This is a genomic window from Gordonia sp. YC-XJ4, from assembly GCF_059511865.1.
On record NZ_CM183447.1, the window covers coordinates 114,699 to 129,589 of the forward strand.

12 protein-coding genes and 3 rRNA genes are annotated in these 14,891 nt (G+C 61.4%); 8 read left to right on the forward strand and 7 right to left on the reverse strand.

Annotation, left to right across the window (positions count from 1 at the left end):
- Positions 1 to 10: 10 nt before the first annotated feature.
- Positions 11 to 571, reverse strand: a complete 561-nt coding sequence (locus tag AC5ZH6_RS00515; RefSeq protein ID WP_288336970.1) for a hypothetical protein — start codon at positions 569 to 571, stop codon at positions 11 to 13.
- 227 nt (positions 572 to 798) lie between these two features.
- On the opposite strand from AC5ZH6_RS00515, the gene AC5ZH6_RS00520 reads away from it, so the two are divergent.
- Positions 799 to 2,175, forward strand: coding sequence for an NAD-dependent succinate-semialdehyde dehydrogenase (locus AC5ZH6_RS00520; protein ID WP_496168111.1), 1,377 nt, complete (start codon positions 799 to 801; stop codon positions 2,173 to 2,175).
- A 33-nt stretch (positions 2,176 to 2,208) separates the two neighbouring features.
- Here AC5ZH6_RS00520 and AC5ZH6_RS00525 read toward each other — a convergent pair whose 3' ends face one another.
- Positions 2,209 to 2,964, reverse strand: coding sequence for a DUF72 domain-containing protein (locus tag AC5ZH6_RS00525; protein WP_496168113.1), 756 nt, complete (start codon positions 2,962 to 2,964; stop codon positions 2,209 to 2,211).
- Between the two features lie 121 nt (positions 2,965 to 3,085).
- On the opposite strand from AC5ZH6_RS00525, the gene AC5ZH6_RS00530 reads away from it, so the two are divergent.
- On the forward strand, positions 3,086 to 3,403 hold the full coding sequence (locus AC5ZH6_RS00530) for a DUF2853 family protein (RefSeq protein WP_006368924.1): 318 nt from the start codon (positions 3,086 to 3,088) through the stop codon (positions 3,401 to 3,403).
- 117 nt (positions 3,404 to 3,520) lie between these two features.
- On the opposite strand, the gene AC5ZH6_RS00535 is transcribed toward AC5ZH6_RS00530, so the two are convergent.
- Positions 3,521 to 3,793, reverse strand: coding sequence for a GlsB/YeaQ/YmgE family stress response membrane protein (locus tag AC5ZH6_RS00535; protein ID WP_006368925.1), 273 nt, complete (start codon positions 3,791 to 3,793; stop codon positions 3,521 to 3,523).
- A 335-nt stretch (positions 3,794 to 4,128) separates the two neighbouring features.
- Here AC5ZH6_RS00535 and AC5ZH6_RS00540 point away from each other — a divergent pair, with 335 nt between their 5' ends.
- A complete protein-coding gene (locus AC5ZH6_RS00540; protein WP_006368926.1) occupies positions 4,129 to 4,599 on the forward strand; it encodes a DUF898 family protein in 471 nt (156 codons plus the stop codon).
- 415 nt (positions 4,600 to 5,014) lie between these two features.
- Here AC5ZH6_RS00540 and AC5ZH6_RS00545 read toward each other — a convergent pair whose 3' ends face one another.
- Positions 5,015 to 5,245: a hypothetical protein gene (locus AC5ZH6_RS00545; RefSeq protein ID WP_496168114.1), complete on the reverse strand. Its 231-nt coding sequence runs from the start codon at positions 5,243 to 5,245 to the stop codon at positions 5,015 to 5,017.
- Between AC5ZH6_RS00545 and AC5ZH6_RS00550 the strand changes: the two genes are divergently transcribed.
- From AC5ZH6_RS00550 to rrf, 3 genes are all read left to right on the forward strand, one after another.
- Positions 5,241 to 6,763 (forward strand): 16S ribosomal RNA (locus AC5ZH6_RS00550). The genes AC5ZH6_RS00545 and AC5ZH6_RS00550 overlap by 5 nt on opposite strands.
- A gap of 477 nt (positions 6,764 to 7,240) precedes the next feature.
- Positions 7,241 to 10,379, forward strand: a 23S ribosomal RNA gene (locus AC5ZH6_RS00555).
- A gap of 156 nt (positions 10,380 to 10,535) precedes the next feature.
- A 5S ribosomal RNA gene (gene rrf / locus AC5ZH6_RS00560) occupies positions 10,536 to 10,652 on the forward strand.
- Together the 16S, 23S and 5S rRNA genes form the textbook arrangement of a ribosomal RNA operon.
- Positions 10,653 to 10,715: 63 nt before the next feature.
- Here the strand turns inward: rrf and hypB are convergent.
- The 3 genes from hypB to AC5ZH6_RS00575 are packed head-to-tail and all read right to left on the reverse strand — an operon-like array spanning position 10,716 to position 13,027.
- Positions 10,716 to 11,591: a hydrogenase nickel incorporation protein HypB gene (gene hypB / locus AC5ZH6_RS00565; protein ID WP_496168115.1), complete on the reverse strand. Its 876-nt coding sequence runs from the start codon at positions 11,589 to 11,591 to the stop codon at positions 10,716 to 10,718.
- A 2-nt stretch (positions 11,592 to 11,593) separates the two neighbouring features.
- Entirely contained in the window at positions 11,594 to 11,968 is a 375-nt protein-coding gene (locus tag AC5ZH6_RS00570; protein WP_496168117.1) for a hydrogenase maturation nickel metallochaperone HypA, read from the reverse strand.
- A gap of 3 nt (positions 11,969 to 11,971) precedes the next feature.
- On the reverse strand, positions 11,972 to 13,027 hold the full coding sequence (locus AC5ZH6_RS00575; protein ID WP_496168119.1) for a helix-turn-helix transcriptional regulator: 1,056 nt from the start codon (positions 13,025 to 13,027) through the stop codon (positions 11,972 to 11,974).
- A gap of 213 nt (positions 13,028 to 13,240) precedes the next feature.
- Here AC5ZH6_RS00575 and AC5ZH6_RS00580 point away from each other — a divergent pair, with 213 nt between their 5' ends.
- Positions 13,241 to 13,855, forward strand: a complete 615-nt coding sequence (locus tag AC5ZH6_RS00580) for a helical membrane plugin domain-containing protein (RefSeq protein ID WP_496168121.1) — start codon at positions 13,241 to 13,243, stop codon at positions 13,853 to 13,855.
- Positions 13,855 to 14,826 carry an NADH-quinone oxidoreductase subunit B family protein gene (locus AC5ZH6_RS00585; RefSeq protein ID WP_006368949.1) on the forward strand — a complete coding sequence of 324 codons (972 nt, stop codon included), beginning with the start codon at positions 13,855 to 13,857 and terminating at the stop codon, positions 14,824 to 14,826. Before AC5ZH6_RS00580 ends, AC5ZH6_RS00585 begins: the two co-directional genes overlap by 1 nt.
- Positions 14,827 to 14,891: the final 65 nt, after the last annotated feature.

The window sequence follows — 14,891 nt, forward strand, 5'->3', positions numbered from 1 at the left end:
GACCATTTTGTCACGAGGCCCGGGGCATGGGTGGGGCCGACGCGACCCGATCGGAGTGCGGGGTCGAGCACGCCGCGAGTGCCTCTGCCAACGCGGGTGCCTCGTCTCGCAGGAATACCGCCCAATTGCCCAGCGCAGACTCGAAGTTCTCGATGTGGAATACCGTGGACTCCAGCGACAATCGCGCCCGGACGGTCTGTTCGTGCAGCGTCAGGCTCACGAACGGATTCGACAGCGGGCGGCAGATCAGTTCGGCTACGGCGCTCGAGAGGCGGATACCGTCGGCGAGCGTCGTTGACAGTTCGATCACCGGCACGGACGGATTGACCACGAGTCGGAGGGACAAGGGTTCGGTGGGGATGGTCAGCACGCCCTCGGGATCGAATTCGAATGTCGGGCCGGTCTCCTCGTCGAGCGACCCGAGGACCTCGAGCGACCCGATCACCAGCGCCCGTAGGTGCGCTGCGCTCCTTGTTCGCTCCGCCCCGTCGATGACCGCCTCGGGTGGCGGCGGTGAAGGGATGTCGACGTGGCCCTGCCGGTCGAACTCTCCGAAGATGCTGTCGTACATGCGGTTTCCCTTCATCGGTGGCGGCGCCGACTCCGGCCGGCTCGCTTCGCACGGTAGGCAAAGCGCCGACCGCTACGCGCCCCGGCAGCCGATGAGACACCCGACCTGTGGACACGGAGAAATCTGTGCATCGTCGACGTGCGCCCCGTCCGTCTCTGCGGGCCACGGCAACCACAAAGCGGACATATCGCCCACAGGGTCGCGGTCGGCGCGCGTAGCGTCGGGTCATGAGTGCATATGTGACGACCAACCCGACCACGGGAATCACCGAACGCGAGTTCGCCATGCTCTCCGATGATCAGATCGACGAACTCGCCCGACGCAGCCTCGGCGGATACGAACGCTGGCGCGACGTGCCCGTCACCGAACGCGCAGAAGCGTTGGCCCGCACCGCGGATCTGTACGAGAAGCGGTCCGACGAGCTCGCCGCTGCCATCACGACCGAGATGGGCAAGGTCACCAAGGAAGCCGCCGGGGAGGTGCAGCTCGCCGCCGACATCTACCGCTGGTACGCCGAGCACGGCCCCGACTTGCTCGTCGACGAACCACTGGATCCGCAGGGTGCCGCCGAATCCCTGGTGCAGCACAAGCCGATCGGCCCGCTCGTGGGTGTGATGCCCTGGAACTATCCCTACTACCAGGTGGCGCGTTTCGTCGCGCCGAACCTGATGCTGGGCAACAGCATCATCCTCAAGCACGCCTCGATCTGCGCGGCCTCCTCGGCACTCATGGCCGAGATCCTGCATGAGGCGGGGGTTCTTGAGGATTCCTACATCAACGCCTACGCCAACAGCGAGCAGGTGGCAAAGCTCTTGGAGCACGACGCGGTTCGCGGCGTGTCGCTGACCGGGAGCGAGAAGGCGGGCGCAGCCGTGGCCGAGGTCGCTGCGAAGAACCTGAAGAAGTCGGTACTCGAACTCGGCGGATCAGACCCGTTCATCCTCCTCGACACCACTGATCTGGATCGCACCATCAAGGTCGCCTCCCGCGCGCGCCTGTCGAATACCGGGCAGGCCTGCAACTCGCCCAAGCGATTCATCGTGCCCGAGGCCCTCTACGACGACTTCGTCGCCGGGCTGGTCACGGCGTTCGACGACGCGGTGGTCGGTGATCCGACCGAAACCGACACCCGCGTCGGGCCGCTGTCGTCGGTCGAGGCTCGCGACACCGTCGCCGAACAAGTACAGACCGCGGTCAGCCAGGGCGCGACGCTTCGCACCGGCGGCACTCCGCTCGATCGGGACGGTGCATTCCTGCAGCCCGCCGTGCTCACCGACATCACCCCGGAGATGGACGCCTACTCCGAGGAGATCTTCGGCCCGGTGGCGATGGTTTATCGCTACCGGTCGGTGGACGAGGCGGTGACATTGGCCAACGACGTGCAGTTCGGGCTCAGCGGTTCGGTCTGGGGCACCGACCTCGAGAAGGCCGCGCAGGTCGCCGACCGGCTCGACGTCGGCATGGCCTATGTCAACGAGCACGGCACCACGCTGCCGGGCCTGCCCTTCGGTGGGGTCAAGCGCTCCGGCTTCGGTCGTGAACTCGGCCGGTGGGGGATGGGCGAATTCGTCAACACCCGTTTGCGCCGCACCTCCTCGAAGTGAGCCACGCGCACAGTTGAGGGAGTAGCGAGGGACTCACCGCCGCGCCGGGCCCGCCACCGACATCCCGGCGGCCCGGGCGCGGCGGATCATGGTCAGCGCGTTGTCGACGGCCGCGCCGCCGGTGTCGTTGTTGAAGTACACGTACACGTCGTGTGAGTCGTCGAAGTGCTCCGCGATTCGCCGCAGCCAGGAGTCGATGGCACCCTGCCCGTAGGCGACGGACCGCGACGACCGACCTTCGTGCAGGCGTAGATACCCGAAATCGGTTGTCGCCCAGAGCGGTGTGAGAGTGCGACTGCGCCGATCCGCCCAGCACAGCGCGGCGTCGTGTTTGCCCAGCACGTCACGAACCTCGTCGCACCACCATGAGTTGTGGCGAGGTTCGACAACGACGCGCGCTCTGTTCCCGATCAGGCCCAGGACCTCGTCGAGTTGCGTCGGCTCGGCGTGCAGGTTCGGCGGCAGCTGCAACAGCACCGGTCCGAGCCGAGAGCCCAGACCCGCTGCGCGATCGAGAAAACGCTCGACCGGTTCATTGGGCTCCTTGAGTCGCTTGACATGGGTCAGATAGCGACTCATCTTGACCGCCATGCGGAAGTCTGTCGGTAGCTGGCCGCGCCACGACTCGAAAGTCGCCCTGTCGGGCAGTCGATAGAAGGTGTTGTTGACCTCGACGGTGCAGAACTGGGAAGCGAAGTATGCCAACCACTCTCGCTGCGGGATTCGACGCGGATAGAAATGTCCGCGCCAATCCCGGTATTGCCAGCCGGAGGTACCGATGTACAGCATCACCGTCGATGCTACGCACGCAGGTGAGAATTCATTTCGAGTCGGCCTCCCGGGGAGGCTCACGCGCGTAACGTGACCCACGGCCGTGAAGAAATCCGACATCAACCAATGGAGGCTCCCGATGTCCGATGCACGTGACACCGTTCTCGCTTACGCACCCGACGCCGACACCGCGGTGATCGACAAGATGGCGTCGACCTACGCCCTCGCGCTGCGCAATCGCGACGCCGCGCTGGTTTCGGCCAGTGACCCTGCGGAACTCAAGACGGTCCGCGAGAACTTCCTGAAGAAGAAGCTCGGACTCACCCAGAGTGACGCCGAGTTGGACAAGGCCATCGCCGACGTCCTGGCCGGCATGAAGGACGGCAAAGCTAATCCGCGCCTGGCGGTGTACTACCTGCTCGCCGACAAGTTCGGCAAGCTCGACGTCTTCAAATAGCAGTTCTGCGACACCAAGCCCGTGACGGACAGATGACCGCGTCGGCCTCTTCGGCCGGACGCGGTCATCTGCGTTGTCGGACGTCCAGCGCTGTGGACGCCTACTGATGTGTGGGAGCTACTGCCGCACGGCACGTCCGCGGATCGCCAGATAGCCGGCGATCAACACGATCGCCACGACGATGCCGACGATGAATGGGATGACCTCCCAGCCCCCGTTGCTGTTGTTGTAGCCAAGCTGGTAGGTCAGCCACGATCCGACCAGTGACCCGACGATGCCGAGCACGATGGTCATGATCACGCCGATGTCCTGCTTGCCCGGCATCAGCAGTCGCGCGAGTGCGCCGACGATCAGACCGACGACGATTGCGCTGATGATTGTCCAGAGCATGGTGTCCACCTCTCTGTGGATGTCCGGTCGCGCGTACGCACGACCGGGATGACGACCAAGAGCGGCCCGCGGTCTCGAGGCGACTGTGCTCCCGGTTGACCAGTGCATCCGGGCGAACCGGACGCTGGTCCTTCATACGCTATCGCGTGGGACGCCGGCCGAGCTCCACTGCGACCCAATCGCAACGGGATTCCTTGTCCGCTCTGCGTGTCGTCCGCTCGGAGGGACATCGAGCGAATTCCTCCGACGGCTACCGGCAACCGCTCTCACGTACTCAGCGAGGTGTTCGGACCTCGCTCCGTACGCGGACAGCGGGACACGGAGGACATCGGGTCATGCAGAGCAACAACGGGCGATTCACATTCGACGGCGGTGCCGCCACGTACGTCGGTACCGGAGTCCTGGCGTTTCTGATCACGGTCTGCACGCTCGGCTTCGGCTACCCGTTTGCGCTGGTACTCCGAGAACGCTGGCGCGCCAAGCACTCGTACATCGACGGCCGCCGACTCGTCTTCACCGGATCGGCATGGGGTCTGTTCGGTAACTGGGTCAAGTGGCTCCTTCTGTGCATGGTCACCCTGGGCATCTACTCGTTCTGGGTGGGACCCCGCATCGCTCGATGGAAGTGGGAACACACCGACTTCGAGAACGTGCCGATGCCGGCCACCGGCCCTGCTACCGGATATCCCGACGCCATCGGCTTGGGAGGACCGCAATCGCCGCCGACGCCCGGGTATCCAAGTGGCAGTGCGACCACACCGCCGCCGGTCGGGCACACGCCGCCCGCTCCGGCCGGTTCGGACTGAACTGTTCCGTGCGGATGTACTCGTCGCTCGACGACGGGTACGTCCGTACCGAATCGCTCCGCGCCCGAACCGCCCGTGATCAACAACCAATCCGACCGCAGCAGAGTCGTGAACACCGAGCCGCCAGGCCGTTGACCAGCCGATTTGGAACTTCGCAGCGTGATGCGTAACTTATTCGAAGTCAGCGCGCCGCGGCGCCGCCCCGGAGGGCTCCGAGAGGAGTTCGGTAGGGGAGAGGAAACCGGGTAGACGTTGACCGCCCCTGAGAAATCGTTCCGGGCACAGTCATGTGCCAGGACGAGGACCCCGGGGTCGCCAGAACCGAACGGCCGCGACCAGCGAGTTGCGAACACCGCGAGGATCTGGCACACTGGACGAGTTGCCCGCGATTGGGTGGCGAATCCTGAACGACAGCTCATTGATGTTCGCCCTGTGGGGTGGTGTTGGTGGGTGTGTGTTCTTTGAGAACTCGATAGTGTATTGGTGGATTGTTTGATGCCATTTGTTTTGTGGCATTAGAGTTTTGTGCATCGCGCCCTTGTTGTGGGGTGTGGTGTGGATTTTTTTGCCAGTTTTTTGGATTGTTTTTGTCAGGTTTTGCTTTCCTGGTTTGTGTTGAAACTGTTTGGTTTCGATGTTTTTTCATGGAGAGTTTGATCCTGGCTCAGGACGAACGCTGGCGGCGTGCTTAACACATGCAAGTCGAACGGAAAGGCCCTGCTTGCAGGGTGCTCGAGTGGCGAACGGGTGAGTAACACGTGGGTGATCTGCCCCTGACTTTGGGATAAGCCTGGGAAACTGGGTCTAATACCGGATATGACCAAGGATTGCATGGTTCTTGGTGGAAAGCTTTTGCGGTTGGGGATGGGCCCGCGGCCTATCAGCTTGTTGGTGGGGTAATGGCCTACCAAGGCGACGACGGGTAGCCGACCTGAGAGGGTGATCGGCCACACTGGGACTGAGACACGGCCCAGACTCCTACGGGAGGCAGCAGTGGGGAATATTGCACAATGGGCGCAAGCCTGATGCAGCGACGCCGCGTGAGGGATGACGGCCTTCGGGTTGTAAACCTCTTTCAGCAGGGACGAAGCGCGAGTGACGGTACCTGCAGAAGAAGCACCGGCCAACTACGTGCCAGCAGCCGCGGTAATACGTAGGGTGCGAGCGTTGTCCGGAATTACTGGGCGTAAAGAGCTCGTAGGCGGTTTGTCGCGTCGTCTGTGAAATTCTGCAGCTTAACTGCAGGCGTGCAGGCGATACGGGCAGACTTGAGTACTACAGGGGAGACTGGAATTCCTGGTGTAGCGGTGAAATGCGCAGATATCAGGAGGAACACCGGTGGCGAAGGCGGGTCTCTGGGTAGTAACTGACGCTGAGGAGCGAAAGCGTGGGTAGCGAACAGGATTAGATACCCTGGTAGTCCACGCCGTAAACGGTGGGTACTAGGTGTGGGTTCCATTTCACGGGATCCGTGCCGTAGCTAACGCATTAAGTACCCCGCCTGGGGAGTACGGCCGCAAGGCTAAAACTCAAAGGAATTGACGGGGGCCCGCACAAGCGGCGGAGCATGTGGATTAATTCGATGCAACGCGAAGAACCTTACCTGGGTTTGACATACACCAGACGCCAGCAGAGATGTTGGTTCCCTTGTGGTTGGTGTACAGGTGGTGCATGGCTGTCGTCAGCTCGTGTCGTGAGATGTTGGGTTAAGTCCCGCAACGAGCGCAACCCTTGTCCTGTATTGCCAGCGGGTTATGCCGGGGACTTGCAGGAGACTGCCGGGGTCAACTCGGAGGAAGGTGGGGATGACGTCAAGTCATCATGCCCCTTATGTCCAGGGCTTCACACATGCTACAATGGCCGGTACAGAGGGCTGCGATACCGTGAGGTGGAGCGAATCCCTTAAAGCCGGTCTCAGTTCGGATCGGGGTCTGCAACTCGACCCCGTGAAGTCGGAGTCGCTAGTAATCGCAGATCAGCAACGCTGCGGTGAATACGTTCCCGGGCCTTGTACACACCGCCCGTCACGTCATGAAAGTCGGTAACACCCGAAGCCGGTGGCCTAACCCCTTGTGGGAGGGAGCTGTCGAAGGTGGGATCGGCGATTGGGACGAAGTCGTAACAAGGTAGCCGTACCGGAAGGTGCGGCTGGATCACCTCCTTTCTAAGGAGAACGCAAAACGATCGTGTTCGTGTCATCCGAGTGTGGTGACCGCATGTTGTGTTTTCGAGGGTGAAACATCAAACACGCCGTTGTGCTGTCGCTGGCCTGATGCTGGTGGTGGCTGGGTGATTCTTCCGGGTGACTGGTTGGATGCTGCTAATACACTGTCGGGGTTCTGAGGGAACACACTCGTGTGTGTTGTCTTGGTGCTTGCAATGGTTGTCGTGTTGGTGAGGTGTCCTGTGGTGGGGCGCGGAGATGCGGTGATGTTGTGGGTGTGTGTTGTTTGAGAAGTGCATAGTGGATGCGAGCATCTTTATTTTTGCAATGCATATCGAATCAATGTTTTTGGTTTGTGTGTTTTGTTCGAGTTGAATAAATGTTGTAGGCGAATGGCTAATGTCGCGGGTGACTGTTTCTGGTGTGCTTCCTTTGTGGGGGTGCGCGGGGGCGGAGCCCCCGTGGTGTTAGGTGTTGTTGTAAGTGTTTGAGGGCGTTCGGTGGATGCCTTGGCACCAGGGGCCGATGAAGGACGTGGTAGGCCGCGATAGTCCTCGGGGAGTTGTCAAACGAGCTGTGATCCGAGGGTGTCCGAATGGGGAAACCCAGCACGAGTGATGTCGTGTTACCACCAGCTGAATGTATAGGCTGTGTGGGGGGAACGTGGGGAAGTGAAACATCTCAGTACCCATAGGAAGAGAAAACAATTGTGATTCCGTGAGTAGTGGCGAGCGAAAGCGGAGGATGGCTAAACCATGCGCATGTGATACCGGGTAGGGGTTGTGTGTGTGGTGTTGTGGGGTCTGTCTTCCTCGATCTACCTGTCGGGGCGTGAGTGAGAAAGCTGCATGCTAGGTGAAGTGGCCTGGAATGGTCTGCCGTAGGCGGTGAGAGTCCGGTAGCTGAAAGCGTGTGGTCTTGCGTGATGGTGTCCCCAAGTAGCAGCGGGCTCGTGGAATCTGCTGTGAATCTGCCGGGACCACCCGGTAAGCCTGAATACTTCCTGGTGACCGATAGCGGACTAGTACCGTGAGGGAAAGGTGAAAAGTACCCCGGGAGGGGAGTGAAAGAGTACCTGAAACCGGACGCTTACAATCCGTCAAAGCCTTTGAGTCGTTTGGTCGGCTGGGGGTGATGGCGTGCCTTTTGAAGAATGAGCCTGCGAGTTAGTGCTCGGTGGCGAGGTTAACCCGTGTGGGGTAGCCGTAGCGAAAGCGAGTCTGAATAGGGCGTTGATAGTCGCCGGGTCTAGACCCGAAGCGGAGTGATCTACCCATGGCCAGGGTGAAGCGCGGGTAAGACCGCGTGGAGGCCCGAACCCACTTCAGTTGAAAATGGAGGGGATGAGTTGTGGGTAGGGGTGAAAGGCCAATCAAACTCCGTGATAGCTGGTTCTCCCCGAAATGCATTTAGGTGCAGCGTGGTGTGTTTCTTGCCGGAGGTAGAGCTACTGGATGGCCGATGGGCCCTACTAGGTTACTGACGTCAGCCAAACTCCGAATGCCGGTAAGTGAGAGCACTGCAGTGAGACTGCGGGCGATAAGGTTCGTAGTCGAGAGGGAAACAGCCCAGATCGCCGGCTAAGGCCCCTAAGCGTGTACTAAGTGGAAAAGGATGTGGGGTCGCGAAGACAACCAGGAGGTTGGCTTAGAAGCAGCCACCCTTGAAAGAGTGCGTAATAGCTCACTGGTCAAGTGATCCTGCGCCGACAATGTAGCGGGGCTCAAGTACACCGCCGAAGCCGCGGCACTCACACAATGATCTGGCTTCCTTCTGCGGAGGGTGGTCTAGGTGTGTGGGTGGGTAGGGGAGCGTCCTGCATCCGTGGAAGCGCCGGAGTGATCTAGGTGTGGAGGGTGTGGGAGTGAGAATGCAGGCATGAGTAGCGAAAGCAGAGTGAGAAACTCTGCCGCCGGATGACCAAGGGTTCCTGGGCCAGGCTAATCCGCCCAGGGTGAGTCGGGACCTAAGGCGAGGCCGACAGGCGTAGTCGATGGACAACGGGTTGATATTCCCGTACCCGTGTATCCGCGCCCATGCTGAATCATCTGTACTAACCATCCAAATCCCAATGGACTGCCTTCGGGTAGCCGGCGGGGGCTGCATGGGACCTCGGGTGGTAGTAGGCAAGCGATGGGGTGACGCAGGAAGGTAGTGGGGCCAGGCGATGGTTGTCCTGGTGTAAGCCTGTAGGACGAGGCATTGGTAAATCCGTGCTTCAGGTGTCTGAGAGGTGATGCGTAACCGTTGTGGTGAATTCCATGATCCTATGCTGCCGAGAAAAGCCTCTAGTGAGTTGGTACACGGCCCGTACCCCAAACCAACACAGGTGGTCAGGTAGAGAATACTAAGGCGATCGAGAGAACTGTGGTTAAGGAACTCGGCAAAATGCCCCCGTAACTTCGGGAGAAGGGGGACCCATTCTGGTGACGACATTGACTGTTTGAGCTGGTGTGGGTCGCAGAGACCAGAGAGAAGCGACTGTTTACTAAAAACACAGGTCCGTGCGAAGTCGTAAGACGATGTATACGGACTGACGCCTGCCCGGTGCTGGAAGGTTAAGAGGACCGGTTAATGCCCTTCGGGGTGTGAAGCTGAGAATTTAAGCCCCAGTAAACGGCGGTGGTAACTATAACCATCCTAAGGTAGCGAAATTCCTTGTCGGGTAAGTTCCGACCTGCACGAATGGCGTAACGACTTCTCTGCTGTCTCAACCACAGACTCGGCGAAATTGCAGTACGAGTAAAGATGCTCGTTACGCGCGGCAGGACGAAAAGACCCCGGGACCTTCACTATAGCTTGGTATTGGTGTTCGGTTCGGTTTGTGTAGGATAGGTGGGAGACTGTGAAGTGGCCACGCCAGTGGTTGTGGAGTCGTTGTTGAAATACCACTCTGATCGTATTGGACTTCTAACCTCGGACCCTGATCGGGTTCAGGGACAGTGCCTGGTGGGTAGTTTAACTGGGGCGGTTGCCTCCTAAAAGGTAACGGAGGCGCCCAAAGGTTCCCTCAGCCTGGTTGGCAATCAGGTGGTGAGTGTAAGTGCACAAGGGAGCTTGACTGTGAGACGTACATGTCGAGCAGGGACGAAAGTCGGGACTAGTGATCCGGCACCAACGTGTGGAAGTGGTGTCGCTCAACGGATAAAAGGTACCCCGGGGATAACAGGCTGATCTTCCCCAAGAGTCCATATCGACGGGATGGTTTGGCACCTCGATGTCGGCTCGTCGCATCCTGGGGCTGGAGTAGGTCCCAAGGGTTGGGCTGTTCGCCCATTAAAGCGGCACGCGAGCTGGGTTTAGAACGTCGTGAGACAGTTCGGTCTCTATCCGCCGCGCGCGTTAGAAACTTGAGGAAACCTGTCCCTAGTACGAGAGGACCGGGACGGACGAACCTCTGGTGTGCCAGTTGTTCCGCCAGGAGCATTGCTGGTTGGCTACGTTCGGAAGGGATAACCGCTGAAAGCATCTAAGCGGGAAGCCTGTTCCAAGATGAGGTTTCTCACCACCATTGAGTGGTTAAGGCCCCCCACAGACCATGGGGTTGATAGGCCAGAACTGGAAGCCCAGTAATGGGTGTAGGTGACTGGTACTAATCGGCCGAGGACTTACAACAACATCCTTATATTCTTTCGTACTCTCAAAGAGTTGAAGATGTGTCGCATCCACTATGTACTTCTGAAACAACACGGTAGACAAATAAACCGTCACCATCCACAGTTTTTTGTGGGGGTGCACGGGGGCGGAGCCCCCGTGGGAGGTTTCACAGAGTTTCGGCGGCTATAGCGGTGGGGAAACGCCCGGTCCCATTCCGAACCCGGAAGCTAAGCCCACCAGCGCCAATGGTACTGCACCCTAATCAGTGTGGGAGAGTAGGACACCGCCGAACACAATTTTCAGGGATGCCCCGCAACACACCGTGTTGCGGGGCATCCCGCATTCAACCCCCACATCACGCTCGGCTCGACACCGTTCTAAGCCACTCGATCCATGCATCCATACCCTCGCCGGTTTTCGCGCTCACCGGTATCACTCGTGCAGCCGGATTGACCTGACGTAACGCATCACGGTAGGCATCGAGCGAGACGTCGAGGTGCGGGAGCAGATCGATCTTATTGAGCAGTACGACGTCGACCGAACGGAACATGACCGGGTACTTGAATGGTTTGTCCTCTCCCTCGGTGACGGCGTACACCATGGCCTTTGCATGCTCACCCACGTCGAATTCCGCCGGGCACACCAGGTTTCCGACATTCTCGATGACCACCAGGTCCACCTCGGTGAGGTCGAGGCCTTGTAGCGCCCGGTTCACCATCGGTGCGTCGAGATGGCACTCCCCGCCGAAACCGTTGTTGGTGTTGAGTAACGACACCTGTGCTCCGCGGCCGGCGAGCTGGGCCGCGTCGAGATCGGTGGCGATGTCGCCCTCGATGATCCCGACCGGTACCTCGCCGTTGAGTGCGTCGAGTGTCGCCTTGAGGATCGAGGTCTTGCCCGAACCTGGTGAGCTCATCAAGTTCACCGCCACCACACCGTTCTCGGTGAACAAGCGGCGATTGATGTCGGCCCGACGGTCGTTCTCGGTGAAAATTGCCTCGAGGACGTCGATCCGTTCCGATCCGGTGTCGTAGGCGCTCATGTCCCCGAATTCACTGCCGACCACCTCGTCGGACGGGCGCTGCGTCGCGTCGATTGCGGCGAGGTCATAGCTGTGCTCGTGTGAATGCACCGTGCCGTCCCCGTGCGAGTGCACGGTTCCGTCCTCGTGCGTGTGCAAGCTTCTGTCATCGTGCTTGTGCTCGGTGTCATGTCGGTGAAAACGACCCATGGTCAACCTCTTTCGTGAGTACTGGCAGGCATGTCGTCGATTGCGGTGACGTCGATGGATGTCACGAGAAACTCTTCGCCGGTGAGGACATCGACGCGCGCGCTGCCGCATTCCAAGCAGCTGATCGAGAATCGCGACGTGATCGGCGACGTCGTCGTGCAGTCGGCACACGCCACGGTGGCCTCGACCCAGTCGATGTCGAGGGCTGCTCCGTCGAGATCCTCTTGTGCGGCGACGATGTCCCAGCAGAAGGTCAGTGTCTCCGGGACGACTTGTCGGAGTGCACCGACACGCAGGTGCACCGTGTCGATGCGACGGACGCCGGCGTGTGGGCGCACCACCTCCACAATGGCGTGGCACAGCGACAACTCATGCACGGTTCACCTCCGCAGGGTTTCCGACGGGGCCTCGCCGAAACGAGCGCGATAGGCGGCGGCGAAGTTCCCCAGGTGCGAGAACCCCCAGCTCACCGCGACGTTCGACACGGTGACCCGGTCGGTGGGCAGCGAGTCGGCCAGAACGTCGTGGATGCGGTCGAGCCGTCGATTGCGGATGTAGGCCGACGGCGTGGTGTGCAACTCGTCGCGAAACCCCTGCTGCAGGGTGCGCTCACTGACACCGGCCGCCTCGACGACATCGGGAAGACTGATCCGCTCGGCGAGATGGGCCTCGATGTACTCCAGTGCCGCCCGTACCGTGCGTCGAGAGATCGCCTGCGGTCGTGCCACGAGATCGTCGTGATAGGTCGAATCCTGCACGTAGAGCAACGTCGACATCAGGAGGTCCTCGACGGCGCCGATCCCGATGCCCTGATGGAGCAGGGACTCGGCGTAGAACAGCTCGGTCGTGAGCAACTGCACCGCACTGTGCCACCGCGAGGCGACCTCCGCGGTCAGGTCGAAGTCGGGAACGAATCGCACGTTCTCGTGGATCTCGCGGCCACGCAACCGCGACAAGTAGGAGTTGAACCGGAACGCCCCGAACGAGAGCACCAGCATCGTCGAGTCGACGCCCGGGACGGCGAGCAGATGATCACCGGGGTTGGCCACCACGGCATGCGTTGCCGACCCCAACAGCGACTCCTGATTCACCGACCAGTCGGTCGAGCCACTCATCTGCATGTAGACGCCGTAGTGATCCCCATGCCGCGGGATCTCGAGATGGGCGGCAGCGATGTCGAGATACAGCAGCGACAACCCGCGGCTACGCACCCCGTGGACGACCGCGTGAAAGGCCCGATCCCCGGTCGGCGTCAGGATCAACTGGTCGACGTCGAGCGCGCGGGGAAGCATCAACTGGGCCTGCCCGAGCTCGTCGGTGTCGAAGATGGGCCGGCTCTCCAGCGCCGGTGGCACACCGCGCGGCCGTACCCGACGTCGCACCGGGGCGTTGGTGCGCGCCGCATTCACCTGCCGCGGATTGTGCAGAACCGACATCACACCTCCTCCGGTGAGCGTCCGACTCGGTGAATCTCTGACGATGACCACCATTGTCCGGCGCTTCGGCCCGAGGACAAGAAGGTTGCGGAAATCGGATGAATGTTGCGGCTACGCGGTTGTGACGACCGTTACCGCGGCTTACCGTCGAGGGTGGTTTGGGAATCACGCCGCACAGCCCGCGGCCGTGAGCCGACCTTCCTTGGAGGATCCATGAGCACTGTGGTTTCCATGGTGGCCCCGAACGGACCCGACGACGGTGAGCAGCGCCGCAAGCTGCTCGCGGATCGTCTCGCCGATCCCGAGGTCGCAGACTCTCTGATGTCGCTGCTCGACCACGCCGACCTGGTGGCGATCCTGGTCGAGGGTGTCGACGGCATCCTGCGCCGCGGCGACGATTTGTCCAACACCCTGATCGACGCCATGAGCGAGGCCCGCGCCACCCTCACCGCCGACGACAGTCCGTTCGCCGGGATCAACGCCGACGAGGTCAAGGACGCCGCCCGTTCGGCGGTGGCATTGGCCAAACAAGCCGGACCGCTGCTCGCCGTACTCGCCGACTCCGGGGCCGTCAATGCGGGCACCGTCGGAGCGGCCGGACGGCTCGCCGGCGCGCTCGGCGACGCCGACGCCACCTACAGCGCAGGCATGTCGGTCCCCTCGGCCTGGGGGATCGCCCGCGCACTGCGCGACCGCAACGTCCGCTCGGGCCTGGCCTACCTGCTCGAGGTCGCCCGGTCGCTGGGCGCCAGCAACGGTCAGGCACCTCCGAATCACGCTGTATCCCAGACCGATTCGTCCACCACAACACAACGAGGAGTGCGCTGATGGCTTCGGTGCTCTGGTTTCAAGGTGGTGCCTGTTCGGGCAACACCATGTCGTTCCTCAATGCCGAGGAACCCAGCGTCGTCGACCTGATCGTCGACTTCGGGCTGGAAGTCCTCTGGCATCCCTCACTGGGTCTCGAACTCGGTGATCAGGCCCAGAAGATCTTCCGCGACTGCGCAAGCGGTGAACGGCAACTCGACATCTTCGTCTACGAGGGCACCGTCATCGAGGGCCCCGACGGCAGCGGCCGCTACGACATGTTCGCCGAGCGCCCGATGAAGGACTGGGTGGTCGAGTTGGCCAACGCGGCGTCGGTGGTCGTGGCCATCGGTGACTGCGCCGCCTGGGGCGGCATCCCCGCGACCGAACCCAATCCCAGTGACTCCACCGGACTGCAGTTCCACAAGCGCAATCGGGGCGGATTCCTCGGCGCCGACTGGAAATCCAAGTCGGGGCTGCCGATCATCAACATCCCCGGCTGCCCGGCTCACCCGGACTGGATCACCCAGATCCTCGTCGCGCTGGCGACCGGCCGGGCCGGCGACATCGAACTCGACGAACTGCATCGCCCGCAGACATTCTTCAAGTCGTTCACCCAGACCGGCTGCACCCGCGTCCAGTTCTTCGACTACAAGCAGTCGACGATGACGTTCGGAGAGGGCACCCGGACAGGGTGCCTGTTCTACGAATTCGGTTGCCGCGGACCGATGACGCACTCGCCGTGCAACCGCATCCTGTGGAATCGGCAGTCCTCCAAGACCCGAGCCGGCATGCCGTGCACCGGCTGCACCGAGCCGGAGTTCCCATTCTTCGATCTCGCCCCCGGCACGGTGTTCAAGACGCAGAAGGTCTCCGGCACCATCCCCAAAGAGGTGCCCGAGGGCACCGACCATCTCACGTACATGGCGCAGGCCGCGGCCGCGCGTGTGGCCGCCCCGCGATGGAGCAAGGAGGACATGTTCGTCGTGTGACCGGCCGGTCGCATCGGTGCGCGTACTCGCCACCGATGCCGCGCCGTCGCAACCCGTCCACCCCC

Bases quoted from the DNA above. Each gene is read 5' to 3' on its own strand.
- AC5ZH6_RS00580 (WP_496168121.1), top strand. From the start codon at position 13,241: ATGAGCACTGTGGTTTCCATGGTGGCCCCGAACGGACCCGACGACGGT.
- AC5ZH6_RS00515 (WP_288336970.1), bottom strand. From the start codon at position 571: ATGTACGACAGCATCTTCGGAGAGTTCGACCGGCAGGGCCACGTCGAC.
- AC5ZH6_RS00585 (WP_006368949.1), top strand. From the start codon at position 13,855: ATGGCTTCGGTGCTCTGGTTTCAAGGTGGTGCCTGTTCGGGCAACACC.
- AC5ZH6_RS00545 (WP_496168114.1), bottom strand. From the start codon at position 5,245: ATGAAAAAACATCGAAACCAAACAGTTTCAACACAAACCAGGAAAGCA.
- AC5ZH6_RS00575 (WP_496168119.1), bottom strand. From the start codon at position 13,027: ATGTCGGTTCTGCACAATCCGCGGCAGGTGAATGCGGCGCGCACCAAC.
- AC5ZH6_RS00525 (WP_496168113.1), bottom strand. From the start codon at position 2,964: ATGCTGTACATCGGTACCTCCGGCTGGCAATACCGGGATTGGCGCGGA.
- hypB (WP_496168115.1), bottom strand. From the start codon at position 11,591: ATGGGTCGTTTTCACCGACATGACACCGAGCACAAGCACGATGACAGA.
- AC5ZH6_RS00520 (WP_496168111.1), top strand. From the start codon at position 799: ATGAGTGCATATGTGACGACCAACCCGACCACGGGAATCACCGAACGC.
- AC5ZH6_RS00535 (WP_006368925.1), bottom strand. From the start codon at position 3,793: ATGCTCTGGACAATCATCAGCGCAATCGTCGTCGGTCTGATCGTCGGC.
- AC5ZH6_RS00530 (WP_006368924.1), top strand. From the start codon at position 3,086: ATGTCCGATGCACGTGACACCGTTCTCGCTTACGCACCCGACGCCGAC.
- AC5ZH6_RS00540 (WP_006368926.1), top strand. From the start codon at position 4,129: ATGCAGAGCAACAACGGGCGATTCACATTCGACGGCGGTGCCGCCACG.